This is a genomic window from Pseudomonas kribbensis (assembly GCF_003352185.1).
In the GTDB taxonomy this organism is placed as follows: Bacteria; Pseudomonadota; Gammaproteobacteria; order Pseudomonadales; family Pseudomonadaceae; genus Aquipseudomonas; species Aquipseudomonas kribbensis.
On record NZ_CP029608.1, the window covers coordinates 4,692,501 to 4,716,179 of the forward strand.

At 55.1% G+C, this 23,679-nt stretch carries 28 protein-coding genes and 5 tRNA genes; 15 read left to right on the forward strand and 18 right to left on the reverse strand.

The features are described 5' to 3' along the window. The first annotated feature begins 693 nt into the window (after positions 1-693). Positions 694-1,905: a site-specific integrase gene (locus DLD99_RS21400; protein ID WP_114884866.1), complete on the forward strand. Its 1,212-nt coding sequence runs from the start codon at positions 694-696 to the stop codon at positions 1,903-1,905. On the opposite strand, the gene DLD99_RS21405 is transcribed toward DLD99_RS21400, so the two are convergent. Continuing rightward, positions 1,897-2,430, reverse strand: a complete 534-nt coding sequence (locus DLD99_RS21405; RefSeq protein WP_114884868.1) for a hypothetical protein — start codon at positions 2,428-2,430, stop codon at positions 1,897-1,899. The two genes, DLD99_RS21400 and DLD99_RS21405, sit on opposite strands and share 9 nt — an antisense overlap. A 116-nt stretch (positions 2,431-2,546) precedes the next feature. Between DLD99_RS21405 and DLD99_RS21410 the strand changes: the two genes are divergently transcribed. Together DLD99_RS21410 and DLD99_RS21415 are read left to right on the forward strand one after the other, a co-directional pair. Next, positions 2,547-2,747: a helix-turn-helix domain-containing protein gene (locus tag DLD99_RS21410; protein WP_098965115.1), complete on the forward strand. Its 201-nt coding sequence runs from the start codon at positions 2,547-2,549 to the stop codon at positions 2,745-2,747. A gap of 305 nt (positions 2,748-3,052) precedes the next feature. After that, positions 3,053-3,454 carry a helix-turn-helix domain-containing protein gene (locus tag DLD99_RS21415; protein ID WP_114884870.1) on the forward strand — a complete coding sequence of 134 codons (402 nt, stop codon included), beginning with the start codon at positions 3,053-3,055 and terminating at the stop codon, positions 3,452-3,454. Between the two features lie 482 nt (positions 3,455-3,936). Here the strand turns inward: DLD99_RS21415 and DLD99_RS21420 are convergent, their stop codons facing one another. The 4 genes from DLD99_RS21420 to DLD99_RS21435 form a co-directional block, all read right to left on the reverse strand. Continuing rightward, positions 3,937-4,263 carry a hypothetical protein gene (locus DLD99_RS21420; protein ID WP_114884873.1) on the reverse strand — a complete coding sequence of 109 codons (327 nt, stop codon included), beginning with the start codon at positions 4,261-4,263 and terminating at the stop codon, positions 3,937-3,939. Beyond that, positions 4,260-4,505, reverse strand: a complete 246-nt coding sequence (locus tag DLD99_RS21425) for a hypothetical protein (protein ID WP_114884875.1) — start codon at positions 4,503-4,505, stop codon at positions 4,260-4,262. Before DLD99_RS21425 ends, DLD99_RS21420 begins: the two co-directional genes overlap by 4 nt. Continuing rightward, on the reverse strand, positions 4,502-4,687 hold the full coding sequence (locus tag DLD99_RS21430; RefSeq protein ID WP_114884877.1) for a hypothetical protein: 186 nt from the start codon (positions 4,685-4,687) through the stop codon (positions 4,502-4,504). Before DLD99_RS21430 ends, DLD99_RS21425 begins: the two co-directional genes overlap by 4 nt. 104 nt (positions 4,688-4,791) lie before the next feature. Then, a complete protein-coding gene (locus tag DLD99_RS21435; protein WP_114884879.1) occupies positions 4,792-5,022 on the reverse strand; it encodes a hypothetical protein in 231 nt (76 codons plus the stop codon). 186 nt (positions 5,023-5,208) lie between these two features. On the opposite strand from DLD99_RS21435, the gene DLD99_RS21440 reads away from it, so the two are divergent. Further along, positions 5,209-5,871 (forward strand): DUF4145 domain-containing protein, encoded by a 663-nt coding sequence (locus DLD99_RS21440; protein ID WP_114884881.1) that lies wholly within the window; start codon positions 5,209-5,211, stop codon positions 5,869-5,871. Positions 5,872-6,218: 347 nt separating this feature from the next. Here DLD99_RS21440 and DLD99_RS21445 read toward each other — a convergent pair whose 3' ends face one another. Further along, complete coding sequence (locus tag DLD99_RS21445) at positions 6,219-6,776, reverse strand: hypothetical protein (protein WP_114884883.1); 558 nt, start codon at positions 6,774-6,776, stop codon at positions 6,219-6,221. After that, positions 6,769-7,302, reverse strand: coding sequence for a hypothetical protein (locus DLD99_RS21450; RefSeq protein ID WP_114884885.1), 534 nt, complete (start codon positions 7,300-7,302; stop codon positions 6,769-6,771). The genes DLD99_RS21445 and DLD99_RS21450 overlap by 8 nt, the downstream gene beginning before the upstream one ends. Before the next feature lie 678 nt (positions 7,303-7,980). Here DLD99_RS21450 and DLD99_RS29260 point away from each other — a divergent pair. Genes DLD99_RS29260 through DLD99_RS21475 form a run of 6 tightly spaced genes read left to right on the forward strand, consistent with a single transcriptional unit; the run spans position 7,981 to position 11,043 of the window. Next, complete coding sequence (locus tag DLD99_RS29260; protein ID WP_164486614.1) at positions 7,981-8,157, forward strand: hypothetical protein; 177 nt, start codon at positions 7,981-7,983, stop codon at positions 8,155-8,157. Continuing rightward, on the forward strand, positions 8,154-8,570 hold the full coding sequence (locus DLD99_RS21455; protein WP_114884887.1) for a DUF5681 domain-containing protein: 417 nt from the start codon (positions 8,154-8,156) through the stop codon (positions 8,568-8,570). Before DLD99_RS29260 ends, DLD99_RS21455 begins: the two co-directional genes overlap by 4 nt. Further along, complete coding sequence (locus tag DLD99_RS21460; RefSeq protein ID WP_114884895.1) at positions 8,567-8,998, forward strand: hypothetical protein; 432 nt, start codon at positions 8,567-8,569, stop codon at positions 8,996-8,998. The genes DLD99_RS21455 and DLD99_RS21460 overlap by 4 nt, the downstream gene beginning before the upstream one ends. Next, a complete protein-coding gene (locus DLD99_RS21465; RefSeq protein WP_244220751.1) occupies positions 8,985-10,034 on the forward strand; it encodes a hypothetical protein in 1,050 nt (349 codons plus the stop codon). The genes DLD99_RS21460 and DLD99_RS21465 overlap by 14 nt, the downstream gene beginning before the upstream one ends. Positions 10,035-10,092: 58 nt before the next feature. Beyond that, positions 10,093-10,455 (forward strand): hypothetical protein, encoded by a 363-nt coding sequence (locus DLD99_RS21470; RefSeq protein ID WP_114884897.1) that lies wholly within the window; start codon positions 10,093-10,095, stop codon positions 10,453-10,455. A 3-nt stretch (positions 10,456-10,458) separates the two neighbouring features. Next, on the forward strand, positions 10,459-11,043 hold the full coding sequence (locus DLD99_RS21475; RefSeq protein WP_114884899.1) for a tail assembly protein: 585 nt from the start codon (positions 10,459-10,461) through the stop codon (positions 11,041-11,043). An 18-nt stretch (positions 11,044-11,061) separates the two neighbouring features. On the opposite strand, the gene DLD99_RS21480 is transcribed toward DLD99_RS21475, so the two are convergent. Beyond that, positions 11,062-12,504, reverse strand: a complete 1,443-nt coding sequence (locus DLD99_RS21480; protein ID WP_114884901.1) for a hypothetical protein — start codon at positions 12,502-12,504, stop codon at positions 11,062-11,064. Positions 12,505-12,720: 216 nt separating this feature from the next. On the opposite strand from DLD99_RS21480, the gene DLD99_RS21485 reads away from it, so the two are divergent. Further along, entirely contained in the window at positions 12,721-13,338 is a 618-nt protein-coding gene (locus tag DLD99_RS21485; RefSeq protein WP_114884903.1) for a recombinase family protein, read from the forward strand. Between the two features lie 864 nt (positions 13,339-14,202). On the opposite strand, the gene DLD99_RS21495 is transcribed toward DLD99_RS21485, so the two are convergent. Next, positions 14,203-14,279: transfer RNA gene (locus DLD99_RS21495), tRNA-Arg, on the reverse strand. A 296-nt stretch (positions 14,280-14,575) separates the two neighbouring features. Between DLD99_RS21495 and DLD99_RS21500 the strand changes: the two genes are divergently transcribed. Together DLD99_RS21500 and DLD99_RS21505 are read left to right on the forward strand one after the other, a co-directional pair. Beyond that, entirely contained in the window at positions 14,576-14,803 is a 228-nt protein-coding gene (locus tag DLD99_RS21500) for a hypothetical protein (RefSeq protein WP_114884907.1), read from the forward strand. A gap of 20 nt (positions 14,804-14,823) precedes the next feature. Then, on the forward strand, positions 14,824-15,003 hold the full coding sequence (locus tag DLD99_RS21505; RefSeq protein ID WP_114884909.1) for a PA3371 family protein: 180 nt from the start codon (positions 14,824-14,826) through the stop codon (positions 15,001-15,003). On the opposite strand, the gene phnN is transcribed toward DLD99_RS21505, so the two are convergent. Further along, a complete protein-coding gene (gene phnN / locus DLD99_RS21510; RefSeq protein ID WP_114886759.1) occupies positions 14,978-15,547 on the reverse strand; it encodes a phosphonate metabolism protein/1,5-bisphosphokinase (PRPP-forming) PhnN in 570 nt (189 codons plus the stop codon). The genes DLD99_RS21505 and phnN overlap by 26 nt on opposite strands. Positions 15,548-15,936: 389 nt before the next feature. On the opposite strand from phnN, the gene DLD99_RS21515 reads away from it, so the two are divergent. Next, entirely contained in the window at positions 15,937-16,263 is a 327-nt protein-coding gene (locus DLD99_RS21515) for an Arc family DNA-binding protein (protein WP_003178899.1), read from the forward strand. 113 nt (positions 16,264-16,376) lie between these two features. Here DLD99_RS21515 and mgtE read toward each other — a convergent pair whose 3' ends face one another. After that, a complete protein-coding gene (mgtE, locus tag DLD99_RS21520; RefSeq protein WP_085709728.1) occupies positions 16,377-17,819 on the reverse strand; it encodes a magnesium transporter in 1,443 nt (480 codons plus the stop codon). A 319-nt stretch (positions 17,820-18,138) separates the two neighbouring features. Between mgtE and DLD99_RS21525 the strand changes: the two genes are divergently transcribed. Then, complete coding sequence (locus DLD99_RS21525) at positions 18,139-18,657, forward strand: cell envelope protein SmpA (protein ID WP_114884910.1); 519 nt, start codon at positions 18,139-18,141, stop codon at positions 18,655-18,657. A 19-nt stretch (positions 18,658-18,676) separates the two neighbouring features. Here DLD99_RS21525 and DLD99_RS21530 read toward each other — a convergent pair. The 7 genes from DLD99_RS21530 to alaS form a co-directional block, all read right to left on the reverse strand. Beyond that, positions 18,677-18,753: transfer RNA gene (locus DLD99_RS21530), tRNA-Arg, on the reverse strand. A gap of 72 nt (positions 18,754-18,825) precedes the next feature. Next, a tRNA-Arg gene (locus DLD99_RS21535) sits at positions 18,826-18,902 on the reverse strand. A 72-nt stretch (positions 18,903-18,974) separates the two neighbouring features. Further along, positions 18,975-19,051 (reverse strand) — tRNA-Arg (locus DLD99_RS21540). 107 nt (positions 19,052-19,158) lie between these two features. Continuing rightward, a tRNA-Ser gene (locus DLD99_RS21545) sits at positions 19,159-19,249 on the reverse strand. A 62-nt stretch (positions 19,250-19,311) separates the two neighbouring features. After that, positions 19,312-19,500, reverse strand: coding sequence for a carbon storage regulator CsrA (gene csrA, locus DLD99_RS21550; protein WP_002554426.1), 189 nt, complete (start codon positions 19,498-19,500; stop codon positions 19,312-19,314). Between the two features lie 187 nt (positions 19,501-19,687). Further along, positions 19,688-20,929: an aspartate kinase gene (locus DLD99_RS21555; RefSeq protein ID WP_007951048.1), complete on the reverse strand. Its 1,242-nt coding sequence runs from the start codon at positions 20,927-20,929 to the stop codon at positions 19,688-19,690. 90 nt (positions 20,930-21,019) lie between these two features. Continuing rightward, positions 21,020-23,644 carry an alanine--tRNA ligase gene (alaS, locus tag DLD99_RS21560; RefSeq protein WP_114884912.1) on the reverse strand — a complete coding sequence of 875 codons (2,625 nt, stop codon included), beginning with the start codon at positions 23,642-23,644 and terminating at the stop codon, positions 21,020-21,022. Positions 23,645-23,679: the final 35 nt, after the last annotated feature.

Genomic DNA, 23,679 nt, shown 5'->3' on the forward strand with positions numbered 1-23,679 from the left:
GAGAAGACCGAACCGTTGAAAGCACCAGACAAACCGGCATTTCCAACTCCTTCCAGACTTCGATAATCTGAAGCCATCCGCTTTCGAAACCTACATAACTCATTGAATCTCAAGGAGTTTTCCGTTTCGACTGCGCCGGAAGTGGGGCGAATTATAGAGACTCAGAATCTGCCGTCAACCCTTAATTTGGTTTTTCTATCAGTCAGAAACTCAGTACTGTCGAAAGATCCAAATATCAGCACGCATTCAGCGCAACGAGCAACCGTACCCAATGCAGCCTCCCTCATGCTCCTCTATATAGAGAGAAGAACATTCGGGCTCCTAGAAAACGCAAAGCCAACCAATCCTCATCGAACCGACTGCATTACAAGACAGGAAGCTGAGGATCGGTTCAGAAGCAATGAGCCACCCACGAGACGCAATCAGCCCGCGCCGCTTCAGCAAATCAAAGGAATATGAGAACAACAGAAAGTGATAATCAACCGTGAGGCCGGCGGACACCAACAAAGAAGGTTTTGTATAGATGGTGTCCCAGGGCAGGTTCGAACTGCCAACCTTCCCCTTAGGAGGGCTATCCAGACGCCAGCAAACAGTGGCCAAACGCCGAATTTATTGGGCTTTTCGTCCGGTTGTGTCCGTGAAAACGACGCCGTATAGTTCTTTTTGCACCCACCATGCACCCATGGGAACAAATTGAAAGAGAAGCTCACCGCCAAGCTGCTGGCGTCCCTGCAGATAACCGGCCAGGAATATGAGGTCCACGATACCACCGTCGGCGGTCTGTTCGTGCGTGTCACTGCCGCCGGCGCCAAGTCCTATGTAGTGACCTGGGCCAGGGGCCGCAAGAAGACATTGGGTCGCATTGGCATACTGACGTTAGAGCAAGCGCGAGCGGAGGCTACTCAATATCTCGCAGAGGCAAGAACCCTGGGGGAACCGCTAGCCGTTACCCAAGGACGTAAAGGCGCTACCCTTCCCTCCTTACGCGAGTTCATCGATGACATATACATGCCTTGGTTCAAGACGCACCACAAAGGGCATGAGAAGACCCTGCACACGCTCGACCACAACTTCGAAGCAATCATGCCTCAGCGTCTAGATGCGATCACTGGCCGCGACCTGGACCAGATCCGTACGGGATGGATGCAGTCAGGCAATAAGCCGTCGACGGTCAACAGGAAAATGGGCTCTATCAGCGGCGTATTCAGCAGAGCCGTTGAATGGGAGTACATCGATGCCCACCCGATGGACAGGCTCAAAGCCTTAAAGGTCGACTCGATGGGGCTGGTCCGCTACTTAGATGCTGAAGAGACCAAACGACTTCGGGAAGCACTCGACGCCCGTCAAGACGAGGCGCGGGTGGAGCGCGAGAGTGCTAACAAGTGGAGAGCGGATCGCGGCAAGGAACTGATGCCGAGCTTGCTGCAGGTCCCATTCACCGACCACCTAAAGCCTATGGTCTTGGTATCGCTGAATACAGGCATGAGACGTGGAGAGCTGTTTGACCTGAAATGGTCGGCGGTGAACTTCCATACGAAGACGATCACCGCTGCCGGCGCCACCACCAAAACCAGCGACACGCGACACATCCCGATGAACAGGGAAACGTTGCGCGTCCTGGAAGACTGGAAAAAGCTGGCCGGCAAATCTCGATACGTGTTCCCGAGTCAGGAAGGCGGCCGTCTGGAGGACGTTAAAAGCGCCTGGCTCAGGCTGCTAGAGCGCGCCGAGATCGAAGGCTTCCGCTGGCACGATATGCGACACGACTTCGCGTCACGCCTGGTGATGGCCGGCGTACCGCTCAACACAGTACGGGATCTGCTGGGGCACGCCGATATCAAGATGACACTTAGGTATGCCCACCTCGCGCCCGGCACGAAGGCTGCAGCGGTCGAGTTAATTTAACTTTTTAGATTTTCCCAACATGATTACAAAATCGTCGTAATCCACTACTAACGGCTTATTTGACACGACGAATTTCGCATATGACGTGAGGGAGTTCCATTCCAATCGAACTCTATCAATATCTATGCCCCTGGCCTCCGGTGGTCGCCTGTGGGACGCCGCTTTCCGAGTGTACTCAAAAAGGTCAAAGTCACCTGAGAACCTGTCTCCCATCACCTGAGCAGCGATAATGAACGTCTCTTCATCGACGTATTGATGCCCCAAATAAGCAAGTCGTAACTTGTAGATTATTGGGTCTTCCGACCAGAGCCAGCTAATCAGAGTTGAGACTGGTACCTTTCCCCTCTTTCCATCCATATCCCGTAAGGGCGATTCGATGTGGTAGCTCTCTAGCGCCACATCAATGAGCTCTTCGATCGCTTCAACAATCTTCATGTTCTTTACGCGCGCGAATAGCTCCAGACCATCCTTGAGATGGGGAGCAATTCGGGTCGAGAGCACGACCTTTTTGGAACGGTTAGCCATCTGCGAGCCTCTCAGAGCCTGCAAGAATTTTGCTTGCAGATCGTGTTACTTACAAATACGATGTTTACGTCCGGATGAGTATCGTACAGTCCGCCCCATCGATCAAGGATAAACAAATGAGCCAAGCAGAACAGTTCGCACCGCTATCGGTAAGCGTTGAGGATGCCGCGAGGATAGTCGGCCACTCACGTTCAGGAATCTACGAATTGATCGCAAGCGGGGATCTGAAAGCATTCAAGCTTGGACGCCGGCGCTTGATATTGATGACAGAACTAAAGGCTTGGGTCGAACGCGCAGCCAAGGAAGGTGCGCGATGAGAGGAAAAAATGTCGAGCCAGTGTTTGCACCACTGACCCGACGCATCACATCGGAATGCTTTGGGAAGCCACAGATGAGACAGACAGATTCTACTGCCCGCGCCAGGGCGAACGCCAGTGCGACTAATCACCATCGATTCGTAAGCGATACCGCGACCTCAAAAAAGCGGCAGGCATATCAAAATACAGATGTGTGGCGAAACGCCCCTCAGAAATACATCGCTGTGCGTGAAGTTTCCTAATTCAGATCTGCGGCGCTCGCCCCATAGTTCGGGCGAGCGCTCGCACCTGCCTGCGAGCTTCTGATGGCCAGAAAGAAAGGCTACAAGGTTGACTTCGGCGGCGGCCGTGTACTGGCGCTTCCATATCGGCTACTGGCTCATTCCGCATTCGACAATCTAACGCCTAAAGCGATTGCCGTACTCATAAAGCTGGCCCGAAATTACAACGGCCGGAATAACGGCGATCTCTCGTGCACCGCCGAAATGCTGGCCAAAGGAAGGCCTATGGATGCCAAAACACTCGCGTCTGCTTTACAGGAGCTTCTGGACGCCGGACTTATCGTTCGCACTCGGGCGTACAGGAAGGGGCGCGAAAAAGGAATGGCACGTTGTGCGTTGTACGCGATCACTTGGGCGGCGATAGACGAGTGCCCAGGGAAAGACCTGGAAGTGAGACCAGGTCCCCCAACATTCAAGTTCATCTGATTTCGAATTTTTCGGTGGGATTTTTTCCGCCTGCTACTGGGATTTTTTCCCACTCAGCATTGGCGAAATGTCTGGTTGCGTCCGGTCGTTCAGGCGTACCAAGCTTCTACTGGGATTTTTTCCCAGTGGTTTTCCCGTAAACCGGGGCTTTCAGGGCATAGCAGTAAACGGAAAAAATCCCAGTCTTATTAAATTACCACCACCGGGTTTATTTATATGGGCATCAAGACCTACAAACAGTCTCGCTGCACGCATGGTCACACGGTCAAATGTAAGCGTGTTGGAGGCTTCACCTTTCTTGTTCTCGACTTCCTTCCTTGGACACTGATCGGTATGTGCCGTCCATGCGCGGAGGAAGTGAGGAAGGACATGATCTACCAGGTTGAAAAGGGCAAAGGAAATTAGTCGTCTGCCCTCAAACGAAAAAGGCACCACCCTGTAACGGGGTAGTGCCTTGGTTACCACGAAGCCTTCGTAGTTCGTCAGTCGATGTCTGTAGGAGCGAACTGCTCAGCACCAGCCCGCAGCGAGCGGAGACCAATCACCGCCGCCCGGGCCACTCGGTCAATGAACCCCGTTTCCAGACTAGTGCATCGCCCTCCCATTCCCACGATCGCGAATTGGATCGCATGGAACGCCTCTGTTTCGTCGTGAGCAGCCAGTTCGGAAATCTCGACATCGAAGCAAGCGATACCCTTTTCCCAGTCCCCAGGCACGCCGTAGTTGTACCGAGGCCAATTGATGAGCCGGCCGGCATCATCGCGTTTGGTGAAGCTCAGGTCGTCCCGTGATTGAATAGAGGCACTCATTGGTCCACCTCCGCCGCGTCGAGCGCCTTCTGCATCTGCTCAACTTCGCTATCGACGTAGTTCGCCCAGTCGTACCCTAAAAAGCTGCCGAGGCTGGCCAACTCTTCAATATCGTGCGACTTGCCGTGCTTCAGGTCCTTCGTGATGGCGTTGAACAGCGCCCGCATATTGCTGATGCGTTCGTGAGTGGCGCGCAGAAGCTCAAGGGCTTCGTCGGCGATGCGAGCGGTAGGCTGGCTCATTGCACACCCCCTGCACAGATCCCGCGAAATGGAGCGGCGCCTGGCAGAACCTTCACGCTGATGTCGCCGAGGATCTTCAGTGGCGCCAACTGGGCCAGCTTGATGGTGGCCGGCAGCACCATGGTGGTGATGACCTGCCCGTGCGCGTCCAAAATTTGGATGGTATTCTGTTTGAATTGCATGACGTTCACCTTCAAGAGTCGTCGTGTGATCGCCAGGCCGCTGTTGACGCAGCGGCCTGGCACCTCTTCTCTGATGGCTCAAGTCTGAGCCACCGCTTCAACCGTTACTGCTTACCCTTCTCGCTGATCCATCCTGCCGCCCAGCTCAGCGGGTCTTTCGTACCCATCGGCTTTAGTGGCTTGCCATCCCGAGCCGCCTGCCTGCCCTCCTCCTCTGTCTCCGAGTGAATCCATACAGACGTGTGTCTAAATCCAGCTTCGCGTTGGCGCTCCTTGAAGAGCCTTTGACGATCTGCTGCCGATAGCGGCTGCTTTGTTTTTTCCTGATCCTTCATACTCACCTCGTTACCACTCACGACGAGATTGATATTGCACCCTTGTGAGTGGTAACGCAAGCAGAAGGGTGCAAAATAATTGCAGACCCGCAGCATCGGAACCCCAAGTGAGCCAAAGATGTGAACATTGATCTTATCGTGGCCTCAAGCCACCATTCGGCGATTCACACACATAGGTAGTTCAAAGTGACAGCACTGTTCGAGAAGCGCTTCGCCGAGTTGGAACAACAACTAATTCGACTGCAAAACGCCACCACGATGAGGGGCGACCCAAGAAAAGAAGGTCAGACGGAGTACCTAGCCCCAGAATCAATGCTGAATTGGTCAGTAAAGGTCAAGGCACTGCTTGAAAGGGTTTGCGGTAAAGAATCTAGTTACCTGCAGAGGTTCACTGAAGCTGATCAGAACCAAATGTTTGATATTGGCATTGCTCGTTTTGAACGTATGAGGGCTGTTTTTCTGGCGGCAAAAGAAGATTTCGAGGGCGGATATCTCAATTCGGTCCGCAATTTGGTTCAGGCTGAAGTATTCGGAAGCGAGCTCGAGCAGGCCAGCGAATTGCTTGCTGCTCAGTATGTGCCGGCGGCTGCAGTCATCGCTGGTGTTGTGTTGGAGACGAGCCTTAGAAATCTCTGCACGGAACACGGTATCACCCATGGAAGCCTCAACAGAATGAACGATGAGCTAGTCAAGGCTGGTGCCTATAACTCGCTCCAGCACAAACGCATCACCGCGATGGCGGCTATCCGCAATAGCGCCGCACACGGTAAGAAGGGTGAATTTGAGCCTGAAGATGTGAAGGGGATGCTCGATGATGTGGAGCGCTTCCTCGCCTCGACCTTGCAATGAGACTCCCTGAAGAGATGCGCGGACCTTTGCTCACATCTGGATGCCAGATATGAAAGTGGGAATTCCCACTTTGCCATTATCTGCCAGGATGCCCCGAGCTTTCGGGATATCTTCAGGCTGGGAGGTTTACTCCAATGGTGGAAACCTCGATGCGCCACCAGTGGTGGGAGACCCAGACTTCCACCACCGGTGGGAGTTACAGCCGCATCTGTCGGATGACCTGGCGCGGATCGGCGCCGACGGCTATCGCTGAGGCTGCGTCCTTGGTGAGCTGATCCGGCGCCTGCTGCTCGAAAGCATCGGCGAGCAATACGTCATCTGCTTACCTCAGTGCGGTGGCAGCCAAACTAAACCTCGCGAACATTTCCCCGATCGCAAGCAACGTTGTAATTGTCCATTGCCTCCATAAATTCTTGGGCAATGCCATAGACTGTCTCATAGTCATAACGACGACCGAGCTTCGGCGTCCAGTAGCGTCCATGTGCAAGCCAGTGCCGGTATTTGAATGCTCCTATCAACTCACCAAGCAACAGACTCGACACGCCAGTTTGCTCACGCCATAACCCTATAAGCTCATCCTCTAAACGAGCTCTATTTTCCTTTTCCTGATGAAGTGCTTTCATAGATCGTGACAATGGATCACGCCAGCGGCCATAAACACGTCTCAGATAGTCAAGCCGTATCGCCGCCTCGACAGATGAAAGAATCGATAGAGAGCTTGTTAAATTGAGTTCTGCGAGTGACCTATCGCGCACCTCGTCAACTTTGGCGTCGGCGTAGCGACTCAGGAGGGTTCGGGAGCAACCTCCAAAAAACTCGTAGATTCCAGATTGAACGTCTGCATGATGATTAGCAATCTCCTCCAAGCTCTGCTCTTCGGCAGAAAAGCTAACTCGATCAGCCATTAACGACTCCCATCAGCGCCTCGCGAAACGATTCTTTTGTCAAATCGATATAAGTGACACGAGGAGGAGCTGTGGCTATCTTCCATACCCAGGTTTCTGGAGGCGCAACGGGATCAGCCACCGCAGGGGTATCGCCGAATGTCACTCGAATCCGAGGCTCTCTCGAATCAGGCGGCACTATCAAAAATCTAGCCATGCCCCTAGGCCCCTTCATATCGACTCGCCCGCGTGCACCGATCAAAAATGTGCCAATAGGCGTCAGCTTCACAATCTGTCGTCCTAAACTGATTTGTGCTTCTTGCATGGTATACGCACCGATCAATTCCTCAGTCATGGCGATGTCCCTGAAATCGATTTTCGCCAAATTAGCAGACGTATATTCTTTAAGGCTGTCACTCACCAGCGCGTAGAGCTCATTGAGCTTAGCGAACCACATGTCCTTTTCGGTCTGAAGATCTAGACCTTGGTCACCATCACCGGACAACTCATTCTGTTTCCTGATGAACTCTTCAAATTTGTCCGTCATCTCGATCCCCTGTAGTCACGTTTCAATCGCTGGTCGAAGCTTAAACCATACGGTTATTTTTGGGCTTCCGATGTCGATATCGAGTTCATTCGTTCCTGACAGCAGGCCAGAACAGGACCATTTAATTGTGACCCTGGGTTACCTTTAGGCCTCCAGACCGAAGTGATTTTCCCTCACTTCGCTTTGCGATGAAGCGCCGAGGATTTCTCGGTGGTTCGAACCCCCTCATATCCGGGGTATTACCCCGCTGGGGGAAGATGTGCTCAAAACTGAGCACATCGAGTACGCGACACGTTTTCATAATTCGCAAAACGTGTCGCGACACCGGCCATACCGAATGGGAGGTCAGGTCCAGCCCCCAACGGGGGTTGGATCGCTCAACTTCCCCCATTGGGGGGTGTTCCTCAAGTTGAGGAAGTCCCGCCACTCCACGGCAATTTCCCCACCTTCATTGCAGGATGAATGACTGGGCTGAAAACTCAGCCGCGTATCACTTTGGATTCCGGCTACTTACTGCAACAAAATCCCTCCCCTTCTCGCCCGGCAAAACCACTATTTCAGTCCCATTCAGTCCCATTCCGTGTAGCACCTGAGGTGCACCCTAAAAACACTGGATATAAGCTCAGATCATACCTAATGTGGGTTTGAAGCCAACTCAAATCCAATCGAGGCAACCCCATGAACACAGCCAAGACCGCTCGAGGTCGACAACACAAACCGACTCGGTCAGAGGTGGCCGCCGCGTGGGGTCGCCTGCGCGACGCCGCCAGCGAAGGAAGCATCCAGGCGTCCGCCCTCCTCATCGCGCTTGCAGAAAACAAACCGGTCATTGCCATGGAATCTCCCGCCGCATGACTGAGCGCGACAAGAGCGGGAAATGGAAGCCCGGGCAATCAGGCAACCCAGGTGGACGCTCCGGGCAAACACAGGAGCTTCGCGCTCGACTTGCCGAGGGCGCTGACGCAGTTACCAAGAAGGTGCTCGCTGCTGCCAAGAAGGGCGATATGCAGGCCTGCCGATTGATCCTTGAGCGCCTTGTCCCGCCAATCAAACCGACCTCTGAGCCGGTGCAATTCGAACTCGACGACAAGGACCTGCCGAGCGCAGCCAAATCAATCATGCGTGCTGTTGCCGGCGGAAAACTCGCGCCCGACCAAGGCAAGTCGCTCATCGAAGGTTTGGGCGCCGTCGCCCGGGTGATCGAGGTCGCTGAGCTTCAAAAGGCCGTCGAAGAACTCCGCACGCAAATGGAGGGGATGCAGCAATGAGCATCAAGTCACTGAAAGCAGAACTGCAAAGGATCGCCCAGAAGATCGGCGCCGCAGATGAAACTGTGCTGCTGATTGTGCTCGCGGTGATCCGAGCAAATACCAGAGAGATCCAAGCGGAAGAAGACTTTCCGAAAACCGCCGGGCATCAAGTCGACTATCGAATTCAGGGGCGGAATGTATCGCTGTTCTTCCCCTTCGCAGAGATGGATAGCGACCAAGGTGAGCAAATGGCGAAAGCCATCATTCTTCACACTCGACAAATTGAGCGCGCCGGCCGGACAGCTCAAGTCGGCATTCTCGATATGCGCGTCGCTCCCGAGGAAGGAGCCTGGATCGTTACCTGGCCTCCTGAAGGTGTCTCGGTTGAGCAGCACGCTGCAGAGTATTACCAGCGGATCGTTGAGGCGCGCAATGAACATCCGTAACCAAATCGCCCGACTGAAGCAGGCGGCCGGCGACTCCCAATTTAGCAGCGACGTTCGGCAGATCAGTCAGCTGATGGACGAGTTGAGCGCCGAAGCCGTCGGCGGCGCCGCCGCCAGCGGGGAAGCCTCTGCTCGAAATTTTCAACGCCTCTACGCCCTCCTACCGCCCTACCCCTATCCCAAACAATCCAAAGGTAACGCAATGAAAATCGGCAAACGCTCAGTTCTCAAGGTCGGCCTGGCCAACCTCCACTACTCCGAATACGAGCACTCTCGCATTGAGGCTCACACCTTCTCTATCCAGCGCCCGGACGGGACCAAAGGTGTATGGCAAGCCGGCGGCTTGATGAAGTCAGCTCGTCAGCTTCAGACACTGGCGCTGGAGACCTTCAAAGACTTCGGCGAAGAAATCGTCTCAATCCGGGAAAACAAAGATTTCAACTCGTCCGCGATCGAGCGCTTGAGCAAAGAGAAAATCGCAGGCGTGACAGACGCCCTACTTCCTGCAATGCAGTCGGTCGCGAAGGATATGCTCACCCTGGCCGAAACCGTCACCCAAGGCTTCTCTCCTGTCACTCCGCGCGCGAGTAGCGATATCGCAGGCTTTCTCGCAGACCAAGAACTGAGAGCCCTTGTGCGAGGCCTCAGTCCGGAAGAACGCCGCGACCTCATGTCCGAGGCGCGCCGGGGTGGTCACCCCGATATCGTCGAAGCAATGCTGAGAGCAAATCCGATGCTCTCTGGCCTCAACTCTGAAGCAGCAGCGAGCCTTTCCCGGGCGGGCATCGCCGCCTCTCGCGCAGATGACATTGACGCTCTCCGTCAAATGCTGGCCGTCTACGACGATGTGCTCGCCACCACCTCGCAGGTCGGTGTGTCGCTCAGTGGAATGGTTGCGAACTCGGCCGGTTATGCGGGTCGGTTCGAAAAGTGGCGATCGGGTTGTGACGGCTCAGAGGCGTTACGCGCTTGGCTGGAAAAAATCCCAGCTAGAAGCAAGCCGAAAGCCGCAGAGGAAGAATCCAAAGCCGCGTAATCGGTTCGGCGTGCGGCTGTCACTGCGCGGCCGCCCAATATCAATAGGAGCAAATACGTTGACCACCCACCAAGAGCGCTTCGCTGAGGCCTGCAAGACAACGCACTTCGCACCCTACCCGCTGAAACTAGGCCCAGATTCAGGCTACGTCGTGTGGGATGTCCAGCACGTCCGCGACGGCCAGAAGGTGACCATTGACGGGCCGTTCTTCACTGAGGACGAAGCCCGGGGGTCAGCCGATCTCCTGCGCGGCACCTTCCGCGGTGCCAGGGCGTACCAAGGGATCTATGACCGGATCTGGAACTACGACCCGCGACACGAACAGGTGACCGTCGACCAGGCGCGTATGTCGCGCACGCTGCTCGCCATCCGACTGGGCATTGAAGTACCCCACAACAGCGCCCAGGGCGCCAAGGAGTAAACCATGGCTATCGCCACCAACTACGGCACCAAAACCCGAATTCTGCTGAGCGGATCGGCCGGCAAGCTGTTCGGGCGTGAACATATTTACGAGCTTTCCACCGGTGACACGCGGGAGGCTGTGAAGGCTATCGACGTCAACCACCCAGGCTTCGCGAAGTACCTCGCTGATGCAAAACGGAAAGGTCTCGAGTTCGCCGTGTTCCGAAATCGGAAAAACATCGGCGAAAAGGAGCTGAGGCTGGGTGGAGCTCAAGAGATCCGGATCGTTCCTGTAATCGCCGGCAGCAAGCGCGCAGGCCTATTTCAAACTGTACTAGGCGTTGTTTTGATTGCCATGAGCTCCGTGACGAATGGTGCGACCCTGGCTCCAGGTATCGCGCTTGCAGCAGGGGGCGTCATCCAGATGCTAAGCCCTCAGGCTACTGGCCTGAAGCAAAGCGCATCTCCTGAGAACGCCCCGTCCTATGCATTCGGCGGCGCCAAGAACACCACCGCCAGCGGCAACCCCGTCCCAATCTGCATCGGCGTACGCAGGTGGGGCGGGATTATTATCTCAGCCTCTATACATGCTGAAGACAAAATTTAAGCTGATCACCCACAATTACTAACTACATTTATCAGCTTTTAAAAGAGCAAGGAGCCGACTGAAATAATCTTTGTCAGATAAACCTATTTCACTTCTCAAACGCTCCACTAGCTTTTCAACATCCTGTTCATTGCAGTTTTCCATACTGTGATAAATTTCCAGAGCACGAGCTACCGCCTCGTCAGTTCGGCGCTCCTCAGCTAGGCGAAAATCCTCAAGAATTTGAGCGCTTCGCTGAGGACCAACCTTACGGCTAGCAGCGGCAATTTCTTTTGACATAAGTTCAAGCGGCGTTCTTTCGATACCAGCTATAGAGTCAAAATACTCTACAGCACCAGAGTCGATAATCCGAACCTGAGGCGCGACATGCAGCAAAAAAGAAGGCACCTGCGCAATACCAGGGCTCACAATATCTATCGATCTTTTGGACGAAAACTCCAGCCACCCTTTAATCACCTCATTTACATGATGATCACCAAAACCATAACCTACACAAACCAAGCTAGTTAAAAAATTTATATTCGATCTAAAGTGATTCAGCATTGATTTTGGCAGGACCTGAGAGCCATGTTCATGAAACTTACGAGCACCGGAAAGCAAGCTCCGGCGTAAGAACTGCATTTCGCCATCTGAATCCGCATAGGCGATTTCATTTAAAGCTCTCGCTATCCCCCCCGGAGCGCCTGGTGCAAGGTAAACCAGCTCCTCATTCGCAGCCTTCAGAACAGAGATCACAGCCTCTGGCGTTTCTTCGTCAGGGACTAGCTTCAACAAATCATTACCATCGTTGAATGCGAACAAATCAAGAGCGCCATGAAGTTTCAATAAGTAAATCCCCTTCTCACCAGGATTTGGAAAATTCATCGCTCCATGATCAAGCGTCTGCTGATCGATAGTCTCGACTTTTATGTACCCTATTATTTCCCCTTCACCATTTCGGCGAGGCAACTTCATATCGCTAGAATTCAACCCTGAGAACAGAGGAATAGAAAATTTCTTTGCGATCATTTCAATAATCGAATCGTGATTTAACGAAAAAACCCATAAAGGCGTGTTCTCTTCGTACAGGTGCACAACCCCCCGATACAATTCCAAATTTCTAACAATAAAGTCAGCACCCTTGACGTGTTTAAAGTAAAGCGTGTAATAAATCATCTGCACAAGCCATGCGTACAGCGAGTGATAATCAGAAGATAAAGACCGCTGCCTTCTAGACTGAACTTCCAGGTAGCCTAGAATGCTTTCATAGTGCAAATCGTCCCTTGCCAAGACAGATATAAAATCCTCTATAACTTCGTCCGGATGACCACCGCCTTCCTCTTTCCAACCGGCATTAAAGCGCTTTAGCTTTTCAACTGTTAACCAGTTTTTTAGCTCTGTCGTAAGCTCCCAAACAAGAGGCATACTGACGTTATAGGAGGCGCCCGCGCCGAGAAACAATCCTGTTAATTTCCGCTCCATCACTCCCCCCAGTTACTAAGTTCAACGCCGGCCCGCCAAGGCCCGCAAAAGGCACAGGTAGTATCCAAGATCGAAGCTTAGGTTCCGAGCATAGTTTTTGCGTATGCCCGAGCTGATACGCACAGATTCGGGTTTATTTGCCTTTCCTGCTTGATAAGTAACACTCAAAGTGCAACAGTATTAGTAGAACACCTTAACTGATACGGACAGCACATCATGTTCATCCGCGCATACCTCCGAGCATCGACTGAAGAGCAGGACGCCGGTCGCGCCCGAGCATCGCTCGAGCAATTCGCCACCGACCACAACAAGGTGATCGCGAGCGTGTACCTGGAGAACGCCAGCGGCGCCTCGGCAGATCGGCCTGAGCTGCTGCGTCTGCTCAAGGATGCGCGCAAGGGTGATGTCTTGCTGGTGGAATCGATAGACCGCCTCTCGCGCCTTCCTGTGGAGGATTGGCAGAAGCTCAAGGCTGCGATCGACTCCAAGGGCTTGCGCATCGTCGCGCTGGATCTACCGACCAGCCACCAAGGAATGCAGGACACTAAAGGCGACGAGTTCACCAGCAGGATGCTTGGTGCGATCAACTCGATGTTGGTGGAGATGATGGCCGCGATCGCACGCAAGGATTATGAGCAGCGCCGCGAGAGACAGGCCCAGGGTATCGAGAAAGCGAAAGCCGCCGGCAAGTACCAGGGGCGGCCAGTCGATGCGGATTTGCACAAGCGTGTTTCGGAACTGCTCGGCGCAGGGCTGGGCATTCGCGCAACTGCTCGGCACGCCAACTGCTCGACCACCACGGTATTGAGAATCCGTGACGCCGCTGTGTCTTAGGCGAGATGACTTGCAACACTTCCCTGAGCTGCATTGATCTACGTGTGTTGAAGACTGCGCCATCAAAGTGCTAGCGTCGAATTGACTGCGCCGAAGTGGTGACGCAGGGACAATGTTTAGGCTGGCGGATGGACGCCACGCCTTTACTCAAGAGGGTTAGGTCTTGCCCGCGATGGACTACGAAGGGAAGTAATCATGGGTCTTGAGTACAGGGACATGGGTGCGGATGTTCGCGCAAATATGGTCCAGGAAGTCACATTTGATTTGGACAGAGGAAGCCTCTATCCGAGCCAGCGCTTGAATGAGGAAGGGCTGCGAGTTTGGCCTGACACGCTTATGGAAGCAGTCAAGAATCAGACCGATTCTTGGCTAGAAAGTCAGATTCGAGATCGTCGACTTCTCAAAAGCCACGAGAGTCGCAGGAAGCCCACCGGTGGGTTTACACAAGCCCTAATCCCGCATACAGCGCCCCAAACTCTAGCGGAGGGCGAGTTCAATCGCTTTTACATCAGGGGCCTATGCTTAAAAGCGTTGTCTGAAGATATCCCGTACCTCATTGCCTACCGGGCGCGTTACTCCGAAAGTCCCCGGCGAGAGTCGGAAGCCATCATCGGAAAAAAATTTCACCCTCAGCAACTTCTAGACGATCTGCGTGCATCTACAGGGATAGACACAGTCCTTGGTCTACCGCCGGGACCGAACTCAGGCCTCTCGGTCGCCGTTCCCTGAGTCAGTGCGATAAAAAAGCCCCACCTGGTCGAGCCTAGGTGGGGCTTTTTAATGCCTGAGCCATCTTTTGCACCCGCTCTGCACCCATGAGAAGCAAAGGAGTAATCAAAAAAACGCTGAAAGCCTTGGATTATATGGTGTCCCAGGGCAGGTTCGAACTGCCAACCTTCCCCTTAGGAGGGGGATGCTCTATCCAATTGAGCTACTGAGACATACACGTTGTCGCTTGCAGACACTGCGCGACGGACGGCGAGCATGTTAACGGCCGAACCTTGATTTGTCATGTCGTCCGTAGGGCATTTTAAGTGTAGGCAGGCGCCCCGCAATCTCGAAGGGCGATTTACCGTGCAATTTGCATCACCACAAAATAACCGTCATTGCACATTGCAATGCGCCAATTTTTAAACTTCATCTTAAATGCTTGTTTTTAAAGGACTTAACAGCAGTTAAACTGTTGGCATGACGACTGCTTCGCTGTTCTGCAGAAGAACGATCGGAGATCAGCCTCATGAACCGCCCCCTCTTGCTTGCAAACGCGATCGCTTTAGCGATTCTGGTGGGTTTTCACTTTGCCCCCGAGAGCACTGATCCGGTTGCACAGCGTATGCCGCATTACTTGCAGGTACAAAAGGCGCCGCAGTGGGCGGTGCTGAGTGACCAGGGCAGCCACTCACAGGAAGTCAGCGCGCCCCTCGAGAGGTCGCAAGCCAAATCGATCGATCGCCTGGTGTTTTGAATCATCTTCAGGAGTACAGCATGTCCAAGTCAGCGGCAGGATTTTTGATCCTCGCCTTTTTGAGCGGCGCCCTGCATTTTTGGCTGTTCGAACAAACCGAAGTCACCCCGCCCCTGATCGGTTGCGCCGTTTTTGCAGTGCTGTTCTTGCTTGCACTGGCAGCCGGCCGCAAGTTCAAATTTGATCCGGTACTACGTTGAGCTTCACCCATTCCACAAAATGATCAGCAGCCACCGCCAACTCGCCAGAATTGTCGAGCTGGAACACAGGCCTGCTGATTGACCTCCTTTCATGGAACAAGGCGTTACGAGCAAGCCTGGCATTGATTTGCTCAAGCGTCTCTCGCCCACGCTTAAGCAGACGCTCCCGCAACACCTCTTCCCTGACTGTCAACAAAACCGGCAACAGCGTCGGATAATCCTCCAGCGCTTGCCGCAGATTCGCGCGCGATCCGTTTACCAATACGTGACGCCCGGTTTTCAGCCGCTGGTCCATTTCAGCAGGAATACCATAGGAGAGTCCGTTCGCCTGCCATGACAATGAAAATTCACCGGCGCGTCGGCGTCGATCAAACTCCTCAGGAGTGACACTGAGCGCATCCTCCCCCACAGATTCCGCCGACCGAGTAATGACGCGGCGCATGACCTCACAATCCAGCAGACGCAAACGCTCACGCACAGCCTCGATGAGACTGTCCTTGCCCGAGCCAGATGGCCCCATCAGATAAATAAGCTTGCCATCCATCCTGAAAACGCCCCCGAGCAGGTGTACGCCCCTAGTAAATCGGCCATTTGCCACTATCCTGTACAAGGTAAGGAACAAGGATTCTAGCCGCATAGCATGCACGGTCTGACGCCTTCGGGCATCAGTTCCTGCACATCAGGACGCGGTCAGCGATACGGGCCGACGCATTCTTTTCAAACCAGTCCGCATTTCTGATAATTGGTGCTGGCATTACGCCTTTACCCGGATCAATATTTGTCACAGAATTGACGCCAATGATCTGGCAATTTTGAGGCATGATGCGAGCCTCTTAACAATTCAGGTTGAACCATTTGGCGCGGATGCTTGTCCTACGACTCATCCTGCGGCCAATCCCGAGAACCGCTCCCCTGAACTAACCGGTTAAATATATGCGCCCATTGAAACAGGCAATTTATTCCAGCCGTACGGCTGACAAGTTCGTCGTACGCCTGCCAGACGGAATGCGTGAACGCATTGCCGAGGTGGCTCGCAATCATCATCGCAGCATGAACTCCGAGATCATTGCGCGCCTTGAGCAGAGTCTTATTCAGGAAGGCGCACTGGGCGAAGAGCTGAGCATGCGCCTCGACAGCCCGGAGCTTTCGCTGCACGAACGCGAGTTGCTGCAACGCTTCCGTCAACTCTCCCATCGCCAGCAGAACGCACTGGTTTCTCTGATCGCCCACGACGCCGAAATGGCCGCAGACGCATCCTGAGTCAAATCGAATATCTCAAGCCAGCATGAATGCTGGCTTTTTTTTGCCCGCAATCCGGGATTTCAAGGACGAAAAAAAGCCCGCCAATTGGCGGGCTGTTTCGATACAGGAGATCAGAGCAGGAAAATCGTCGCCAACCCCAGGAAGATGAAGAAGCCACCACTATCGGTCATGGCGGTAATCATCACGCTGGCCCCCATTGCCGGGTCTCGCCCCATCTTGGCCAACGTCATCGGGATCAACACCCCCATTAAAGCCGCCAGCAACAGGTTGAGCGTCATCGCTGCCGTCATCACCACACCAAGCGACCAACTGCCGTAGAGCATGTAAGCCACTACACCGATCACTCCACCCCAGACCAGGCCGTTGATCAACGCAACGGCGAGCTCCTTGCGCATCAGACGCGAAGTATTACCCGTGCTGACCTGATCGAGCGCCATGGCGCGAACGATCATGGTGATCGTCTGGTTGCCGGAGTTACCGCCGATACCCGCCACAATCGGCATCAGGGCCGCCAACGCGACCAGCTTCTCGATCGAACCCTCGAACAGGCCGATCACCCGCGACGCGACGAACGCCGTGATCAGGTTGATCGCCAGCCACGCCCAACGGTTGCGCAGGGATTTCCAGACGGAAGCGAAAATATCTTCCTCTTCCCGCAGACCCGCCATGTTGAGGACTTCGCTTTCGCTCTCCTCACGAATCAGGTCGACCATTTCGTCGATGGTCAGACGGCCGATCAGCTTGCCGTTCTTGTCGACCACCGGTGCCGAGATCAAGTCGTAACGCTCGAATGCCTGAGCGGCGTCGTAGGCATCTTCGTCCGGGTGGAAACTCACCGGATCGCTGGCCATGACTTCGGAAACCTGTTTCTCCGGATCATTGACCAGCAATCGCTTGATCGGCAGTACGCCCTTGAGCACGCCGTCGTAATCGACCACGAACAGTTTGTCGGTATGGCCCGGCAGCTCTTTGAGGCGGCGCAGGTAACGCAGGACCACTTCGAGACTGACATCCTCACGGATCGTCACCATCTCGAAGTCCATCAGCGCACCGACCTGCTCCTCGTCGTAGGAGAGAGCCGAACGCACGCGCTCGCGTTGCTGCTGATCCAGAGTCTCCATCAGCTCATGGACGACGTCTCGCGGCAGCTCGGAGGCCAGGTCAGCAAGTTCGTCGGCATCCATGTCCTTGGCAGCAGCCAGGAGCTCGTGATCGTCCATGTCGGCGATCAGCGTTTCACGGACGGAGTCGGATACTTCGAGAAGAATGTCGCCGTCGCGATCAGCCTTGACCAACTGCCAGAGCGTCAGACGATCGTCCAGCGGCAGGGCTTCAAGAATGTAGGCAACGTCGGCGGAGTGCAGATCATCGAGCTTGCGTTGCAGCTCGACGAGATTTTGCCGGTGGACCAGGTTCTCGACCCGATCATGATGTGCGCCTTCCTGGCGGTGAGTCAGGTCTTCGACGACCCGCTGGCGCTGCAGCAGCTCAACGACCTGAGCCAGGCGATCCTGCAGGCTTTCCTGTGTTTTCTTTACTTCGATTTCGGACATAGGCGAACTCCACTCCCAGCAGCGGGGCACGCCGGAAGGATCAATCAGTCAATTCATGATTGGTAAAACGGGGTACTGAGTAACTACTGGGTAAGTCCATGGAGGTTTTCCATAAGCCCCGGCGGGGCTGACGGGCGCAATGATACACCGCCTGACGGTTTTAAACGTTAAAAATCTAGGCTGAAACAAGCGCTTGCGAGACAAAGCTGAGCGCTGTCCTGACTCTTCAGACTCCGACGACTCATCCTGAAAAGAAAACACACCGGCAGCGAAAAAACTGCCGACTACGCTTGAAAGGGATCGTCATGGAGGACGCCGAATGCCATCGAAAACATCCCGACTCATGCTGACCACCCTGCTCTGCCTCCCGTCCACAGGGAACACAACGACACTTCACCGCTGCGAAGCTGCCGACGGTAGTCTCACATTCACGACGCTGAGTTGCGCCAACAATGAGCGCCTTTTACTTCAGGAGGTACGCCCCTACTCGCCCGGCTCGACAGTGGCACTGATACCCGAAGCCCGACACGAAGAAATATCCGGTATGAATATCAGAAAGCGAGAAATGGCCGTCGTAGGCCGGACACAAGACAAATGCGGAGATCTGATCGACGCGCGACAGAAGCGCGAAGCAATCATCAATCAACGAATCATCGCCGGCATGAGCCAACAGGATGTTGAAAGCGCTCTGGGAAAGCCTGACAAGATCAGCATCCGCAATTCGGCAACGACTTATCGTTACGACCTCAAGCGAGGCCGCAGTGCTCAGGTCAATTTTGATGAGAAAGGATGCGTGACAGGAAAACTCAAATCCCGGACAGCAAAAAGCCCGCGTTAAACGCGGGCTTTTTGGTATATGGTGCACTCGACAGGATTCGAACCTGTGACCGCTCGGTTCGTAGCCGAGTACTCTATCCAGCTGAGCTACGAGTGCAATTTGTGTTTTTAGACCAGACCACAACTGGTTGAAGCCAAGTTATTTACATTGCTGCAACTAACTCTTAAATGGTGCACTCGACAGGATTCGAACCTGTGACCGCTCGGTTCGTAGCCGAGTACTCTATCCAGCTGAGCTACGAGTGCATTTGTGTTTGTTAGACCAGATCACACCTGGTTGAAGCCGAGTCATTTACATTGCTGCAATTGACTCTTAAATGGTGCACTCGACAGGATTCGAACCTGTGACCGCTCGGTTCGTAGCCGAGTACTCTATCCAGCTGAGCTACGAGTGCATTTGTTGCGCCGCATTATAGCCCGTCTAATCTCTATTCCAACCACTTTTTCTATTAATTTCAACAACTTACAGAAAAAGCCAGATTACAACGTACTAAGCAAATAATGGCGGAGAACGGGGGATTCGAACCCCCGACACCCTTGTGAGGTGTACTCCCTTAGCAGGGGAGCGCCTTCGGCCACTCGGCCAGCTCTCCGCAACACGGGGCGTATCTTAACCAACCTTTTCCCCGTTTGCAAACATAAAAATCAATAAAAATTAATGACTTGGTTCTTCGTCCTTCTCTTTCTTTATACGCAGGTAGATTTCCTCACGGTGCACGGCGACCTCTTTCGGGGCATTGACGCCGATACGCACTTGATTTCCTTTGACGCCGAGCACGGTCACGGTGATTTCGCCATCACCGATAATCAGGCTTTCTGCGCACCGACGAGTCAGAATCAGCATACCTTTCTCCTCACGCGAATCATTTCAGGGACAACAGTCTGCAAAAAAAAGGCACCCGACCTACAACCGGAGCGATCGTAGCCCTACATGCCTGAGTATTGACCAGCGCGAGCAAAAGAACAGTTCAGGGCTCGCGCCATTCAAAAAATAAAGGGCGCGGTCAGACCGCGCCCTTCATTGACCAGGATTACTCGCCCTGACGGGCTGGAGCATCCAGTTCGAAAGCCGTGTGCAGGGCGCGCACGGCCAGTTCCAGGTATTTCTCTTCGATCACGACGGAAACCTTGATTTCCGAAGTCGAGATCATCTGGATGTTGATACTTTCCTTCGCCAGGGATTCGAACATGCGGCTGGCCACGCCTGCGTGGGAACGCATGCCGACGCCGACGATCGAGACCTTGGCGATCTTGGTGTCGCCGACGACTTCACGGGCACCGATCTCGCGAGCGGTGTTTTCCAGCACGGTCTGCGCGGACTGGTAGTCGTTGCGGTGCACGGTGAAGGTGAAGTCGGTGGTGTTATCGTGCGCGACGTTCTGCACGATCATGTCGACTTCGATGTTCGCGGCACTGATCGGACCGAGAATCTTGAACGCCACGCCCGGGGTGTCTGGCACGCCACGGATGGTCAGCTTGGCTTCATCGCGGTTGAAAGCGATGCCGGAAATGATCGGCTGTTCCATGGTTTCCTCTTCATCAATAGTAATGAGGGTGCCCGGACCCTCCTTGAAGCTGTGCAGTACGCGCAGCGGAACGTTGTACTTGCCGGCGAACTCCACGGCACGGATCTGCAGCACCTTGGAACCGAGACTGGCCATTTCCAGCATCTCTTCGAAGGTGATCTTGTCCAGACGCTGAGCAACCGATACCACACGCGGGTCAGTGGTATAGACACCATCGACGTCGGTGTAGATCTGGCACTCGTCAGCCTTCAACGCAGCGGCCAGCGCGACGCCGGTAGTGTCGGAACCGCCACGCCCCAGGGTCGTGATGTTGCCGTGCTCGTCGACGCCCTGGAAACCGGCGACCACAACCACACGGCCAGCCTTCAGGTCACCGCGAATCTTCTGGTCATCAATCTGCAAGATACGCGCTTTATTGTGCGCACTGTCCGTCAGGATCCGCACCTGGTTGCCGGTGTACGACACCGCCGGCACACCGCGCTTGATCAGCGCCATGGCCAACAGGGCGATCGTCACCTGCTCACCGGTGGAGACGATCACGTCCAGCTCCCGCGGAACCGGTTGATCTTCGCCACTGATTTGCTTGGCCAGATCGATCAGACGGTTGGTTTCGCCGCTCATTGCAGACAGCACAACCACCAGGTCATCGCCGGCATCGCGGAATTTCTTAACCTTGTCGGCGACCTGCTCGATTCTCTCGACAGTGCCGACCGAGGTGCCTCCAAATTTCTGTACGATCAAAGCCATTTCAAAGCCGCCTCTGCCCATGAAGGGCGCCCAATAATCACTCGAACAGCCGCCGGGCCCGCCACTAGACTGCGGGCCCGACAGACCGTCTTATAAACCCTGCTCGACGAATGGAACGGTCAGCGCCAGTGCGCTATCCAGTGCGCCGGCGTCGACACCGCCGCCCTGCGCCATGTCCGGACGACCACCGCCCTTCCCGCCTACCGCCGCAGCAGCCTGTTTCATCAAATCACCGGCTTTGAGTTGGCCAGTCAGGTCCTTGGTCACGCCTGCAACCAGTACGACCTTTTCCTCATGGACACTGCCGAGCAGGATCACTGCGCGGCCGAGTTTGTTTTTCAGCTGATCGACCAGCGCCAGCAGCGCCTTGCCGTCCTGACCATCCAGACGCACGGCCAGAACCTTCACACCCTTGACGTCCACAGCCGAAGCCGACAGATCGTCGCCGGCGGCAGCAGCGGCCTTGGCCTGCAACTGCTCGAGCTGCTTCTCCAGCGCGCGGTTGCGCTCCAGTACAGCCGACAGCTTGTCGATCAGGTTTTCGCGGCTGCCCTTGACCAGGCTGGCCGCTTCCTTGAGTTGTTCTTCAGCAGCGTTCAAGTAAGCCAGTGCCGCAGCGCCGGTGACCGCTTCGATACGACGCACGCCCGATGCCACACCGCCTTCGCTGATGATTTTCAGCAGGCCGATGTCGCCGGTACGGTTGGCGTGGATACCGCCGCACAGCTCGACGGAGAAGTCGCCGCCCATGCTCAGCACGCGCACGTTGTCGCCGTACTTCTCGCCGAACAGCGCCATGGCGCCTTTCTGCTTGGCGGTTTCGATGTCGGTTTCTTCGGTTTCAACGGCGGAGTTCTTGCGGATCTCGGCGTTGACGATGTCTTCCAGCGCCTTGATTTGCTCCGGCTTGATCGCTTCAAAGTGACTGAAGTCGAAACGCAGGCGCTGACTGTCGACCAGCGACCCCTTCTGTTGAACGTGATCGCCCAGCACTTTGCGCAACGCAGCGTGCAGCAAGTGCGTGGCCGAGTGGTTCAGCGAAGTGGCGTGACGCACGTCGGCTTCGACGTGGGTTTCCACCGGTGCGCCAACAATCAGGCTGCCCGACGCCAGCACACCGTGGTGCAGGAATGCGCCGCCGGTCTTGGTGGTGTCGCGCACGTCGAAACGGCTGTTGCCGGCCTGCAGGTAACCGCAATCGCCAACCTGGCCGCCGGATTCGGCGTAGAACGGGGTCTGGTTCAGCACCACAACGCCTTCCTGCCCTTCACTCAAGACGTCCACGGACTGGCCATCTTTATAGAGAGCCACGACTTTCGCCGAACCGCTGGTGGCGTGGTAGCCGGTGAATTCGGTATCGACATCAACCTTGACCAGGCTGTTGTAGTCCAGGCCGAAGGAGCTGGCGGAACGTGCACGGACGCGCTGGGCTTCCATTTCACGCTCGAAACCGGCTTCGTCGATGGTCAGGCTGCGCTCGCGGGCAATGTCCGCGGTCAGGTCCATCGGGAAACCGTAGGTGTCGTAGAGCTTGAACACTACGTCGCCCGGAACCACGTCGCCTTTGAGCTCGGCCAGATCCTGCTCGAGGATCTTAAGGCCCTGCTCCAGGGTCTTGGCGAATTGCTCTTCTTCGGCTTTCAGTACGCGTTCGATGTGCGCCTGCTGGGATTTCAGCTCAGGGAACGCTTCGCCCATCTCGGCCACGAGAGCGGCAACGATCTGGTAGAAGAAGCTGCCCTTGGCACCCAGCTTGTTGCCGTGACGGCAGGCGCGACGAATGATCCGGCGCAGCACGTAGCCACGGCCTTCGTTGGACGGCAGCACGCCGTCGGCAATCAGGAAGCCGCAGGAACGGATGTGGTCAGCCACGACTTTCAAGGACGCCTGATTGTCATTGCTGCAACCGATGGCCTTGGCCGAAGCGGCCAGCAGGCTCTGGAACAGGTCGATTTCATAGTTCGAGTGAACGTGCTGCAGCACGGCACTGATCCGCTCCAGGCCCATGCCGGTGTCCACCGACGGCGCTGGCAGCGGGTGCAACACGCCATCGGCGGTGCGGTTGAACTGCATGAAAACGTTGTTCCAGATTTCGATGTAACGGTCGCCGTCTTCTTCCGGCGAGCCCGGTGGGCCGCCCCAGATATCGGCGCCGTGATCGTAGAAAATCTCGGTGCAAGGACCGCACGGGCCGGTATCACCCATGGTCCAGAAGTTGTCGGAGGCGTATGGCGCGCCTTTGTTGTCGCCGATGCGCACCATGCGCTCGGCCGGCACACCGACTTCCTTGGTCCAGATGTCGTAGGCCTCGTCATCGCTGGCGTAGACGGTGACCCACAGCTTTTCCTTCGGCAGGTTCAGCCATTTTTCGGAGGTCAGGAAGTTCCAGGCGTAGGTGATGGCATCACGCTTGAAGTAATCGCCGAAGCTGAAGTTACCCAGCATTTCGAAGAAGGTGTGGTGACGGGCGGTGTAACCGACGTTTTCCAGGTCGTTGTGCTTTCCGCCGGCGCGCACGCATTTCTGGCTGGAGACGGCGCGGGTGTACGCGCGCTTTTCCTGACCCAGGAAGCAGTCCTTGAACTGGTTCATCCCCGCGTTGGTGAACAGCAGGGTTGGGTCGTTGCCCGGAATCAAAGAGCTGGAGGCTACACGGGTGTGGCCTTGCTCTTCGAAGAAGCGAAGGAAGGCTTCACGGATTTCTGCGCTTTTCATTAGGTTCTTCCACGGAGGCTGCGGCCAAAGGCCTG

Coding starts and splice junctions, on each gene's coding strand:
- alaS (WP_114884912.1), bottom strand. CDS start 23,644: ATGAAAAGCGCAGAAATCCGTGAAGCCTTCCTTCGCTTCTTCGAAGAG.
- DLD99_RS21500 (WP_114884907.1), top strand. CDS start 14,576: ATGAACCGCCCCCTCTTGCTTGCAAACGCGATCGCTTTAGCGATTCTG.
- DLD99_RS21505 (WP_114884909.1), top strand. CDS start 14,824: ATGTCCAAGTCAGCGGCAGGATTTTTGATCCTCGCCTTTTTGAGCGGC.
- DLD99_RS21555 (WP_007951048.1), bottom strand. CDS start 20,929: ATGGCTTTGATCGTACAGAAATTTGGAGGCACCTCGGTCGGCACTGTC.
- DLD99_RS29260 (WP_164486614.1), top strand. CDS start 7,981: ATGAACACAGCCAAGACCGCTCGAGGTCGACAACACAAACCGACTCGG.
- DLD99_RS21485 (WP_114884903.1), top strand. CDS start 12,721: ATGTTCATCCGCGCATACCTCCGAGCATCGACTGAAGAGCAGGACGCC.
- DLD99_RS21445 (WP_114884883.1), bottom strand. CDS start 6,776: ATGGCTGATCGAGTTAGCTTTTCTGCCGAAGAGCAGAGCTTGGAGGAG.
- DLD99_RS21455 (WP_114884887.1), top strand. CDS start 8,154: ATGACTGAGCGCGACAAGAGCGGGAAATGGAAGCCCGGGCAATCAGGC.
- DLD99_RS21410 (WP_098965115.1), top strand. CDS start 2,547: ATGAGCCAAGCAGAACAGTTCGCACCGCTATCGGTAAGCGTTGAGGAT.
- DLD99_RS21515 (WP_003178899.1), top strand. CDS start 15,937: ATGCGCCCATTGAAACAGGCAATTTATTCCAGCCGTACGGCTGACAAG.
- DLD99_RS21460 (WP_114884895.1), top strand. CDS start 8,567: ATGAGCATCAAGTCACTGAAAGCAGAACTGCAAAGGATCGCCCAGAAG.
- phnN (WP_114886759.1), bottom strand. CDS start 15,547: ATGGATGGCAAGCTTATTTATCTGATGGGGCCATCTGGCTCGGGCAAG.
- DLD99_RS21465 (WP_244220751.1), top strand. CDS start 8,985: ATGAACATCCGTAACCAAATCGCCCGACTGAAGCAGGCGGCCGGCGAC.
- csrA (WP_002554426.1), bottom strand. CDS start 19,500: ATGCTGATTCTGACTCGTCGGTGCGCAGAAAGCCTGATTATCGGTGAT.
- DLD99_RS21450 (WP_114884885.1), bottom strand. CDS start 7,302: ATGACGGACAAATTTGAAGAGTTCATCAGGAAACAGAATGAGTTGTCC.
- DLD99_RS21525 (WP_114884910.1), top strand. CDS start 18,139: ATGCCATCGAAAACATCCCGACTCATGCTGACCACCCTGCTCTGCCTC.
- mgtE (WP_085709728.1), bottom strand. CDS start 17,819: ATGTCCGAAATCGAAGTAAAGAAAACACAGGAAAGCCTGCAGGATCGC.
- DLD99_RS21475 (WP_114884899.1), top strand. CDS start 10,459: ATGGCTATCGCCACCAACTACGGCACCAAAACCCGAATTCTGCTGAGC.
- DLD99_RS21425 (WP_114884875.1), bottom strand. CDS start 4,505: ATGAGCCAGCCTACCGCTCGCATCGCCGACGAAGCCCTTGAGCTTCTG.
- DLD99_RS21435 (WP_114884879.1), bottom strand. CDS start 5,022: ATGAAGGATCAGGAAAAAACAAAGCAGCCGCTATCGGCAGCAGATCGT.
- DLD99_RS21405 (WP_114884868.1), bottom strand. CDS start 2,430: ATGGCTAACCGTTCCAAAAAGGTCGTGCTCTCGACCCGAATTGCTCCC.
- DLD99_RS21480 (WP_114884901.1), bottom strand. CDS start 12,504: ATGGAGCGGAAATTAACAGGATTGTTTCTCGGCGCGGGCGCCTCCTAT.
- DLD99_RS21430 (WP_114884877.1), bottom strand. CDS start 4,687: ATGCAATTCAAACAGAATACCATCCAAATTTTGGACGCGCACGGGCAG.
- DLD99_RS21420 (WP_114884873.1), bottom strand. CDS start 4,263: ATGAGTGCCTCTATTCAATCACGGGACGACCTGAGCTTCACCAAACGC.
- DLD99_RS21415 (WP_114884870.1), top strand. CDS start 3,053: ATGGCCAGAAAGAAAGGCTACAAGGTTGACTTCGGCGGCGGCCGTGTA.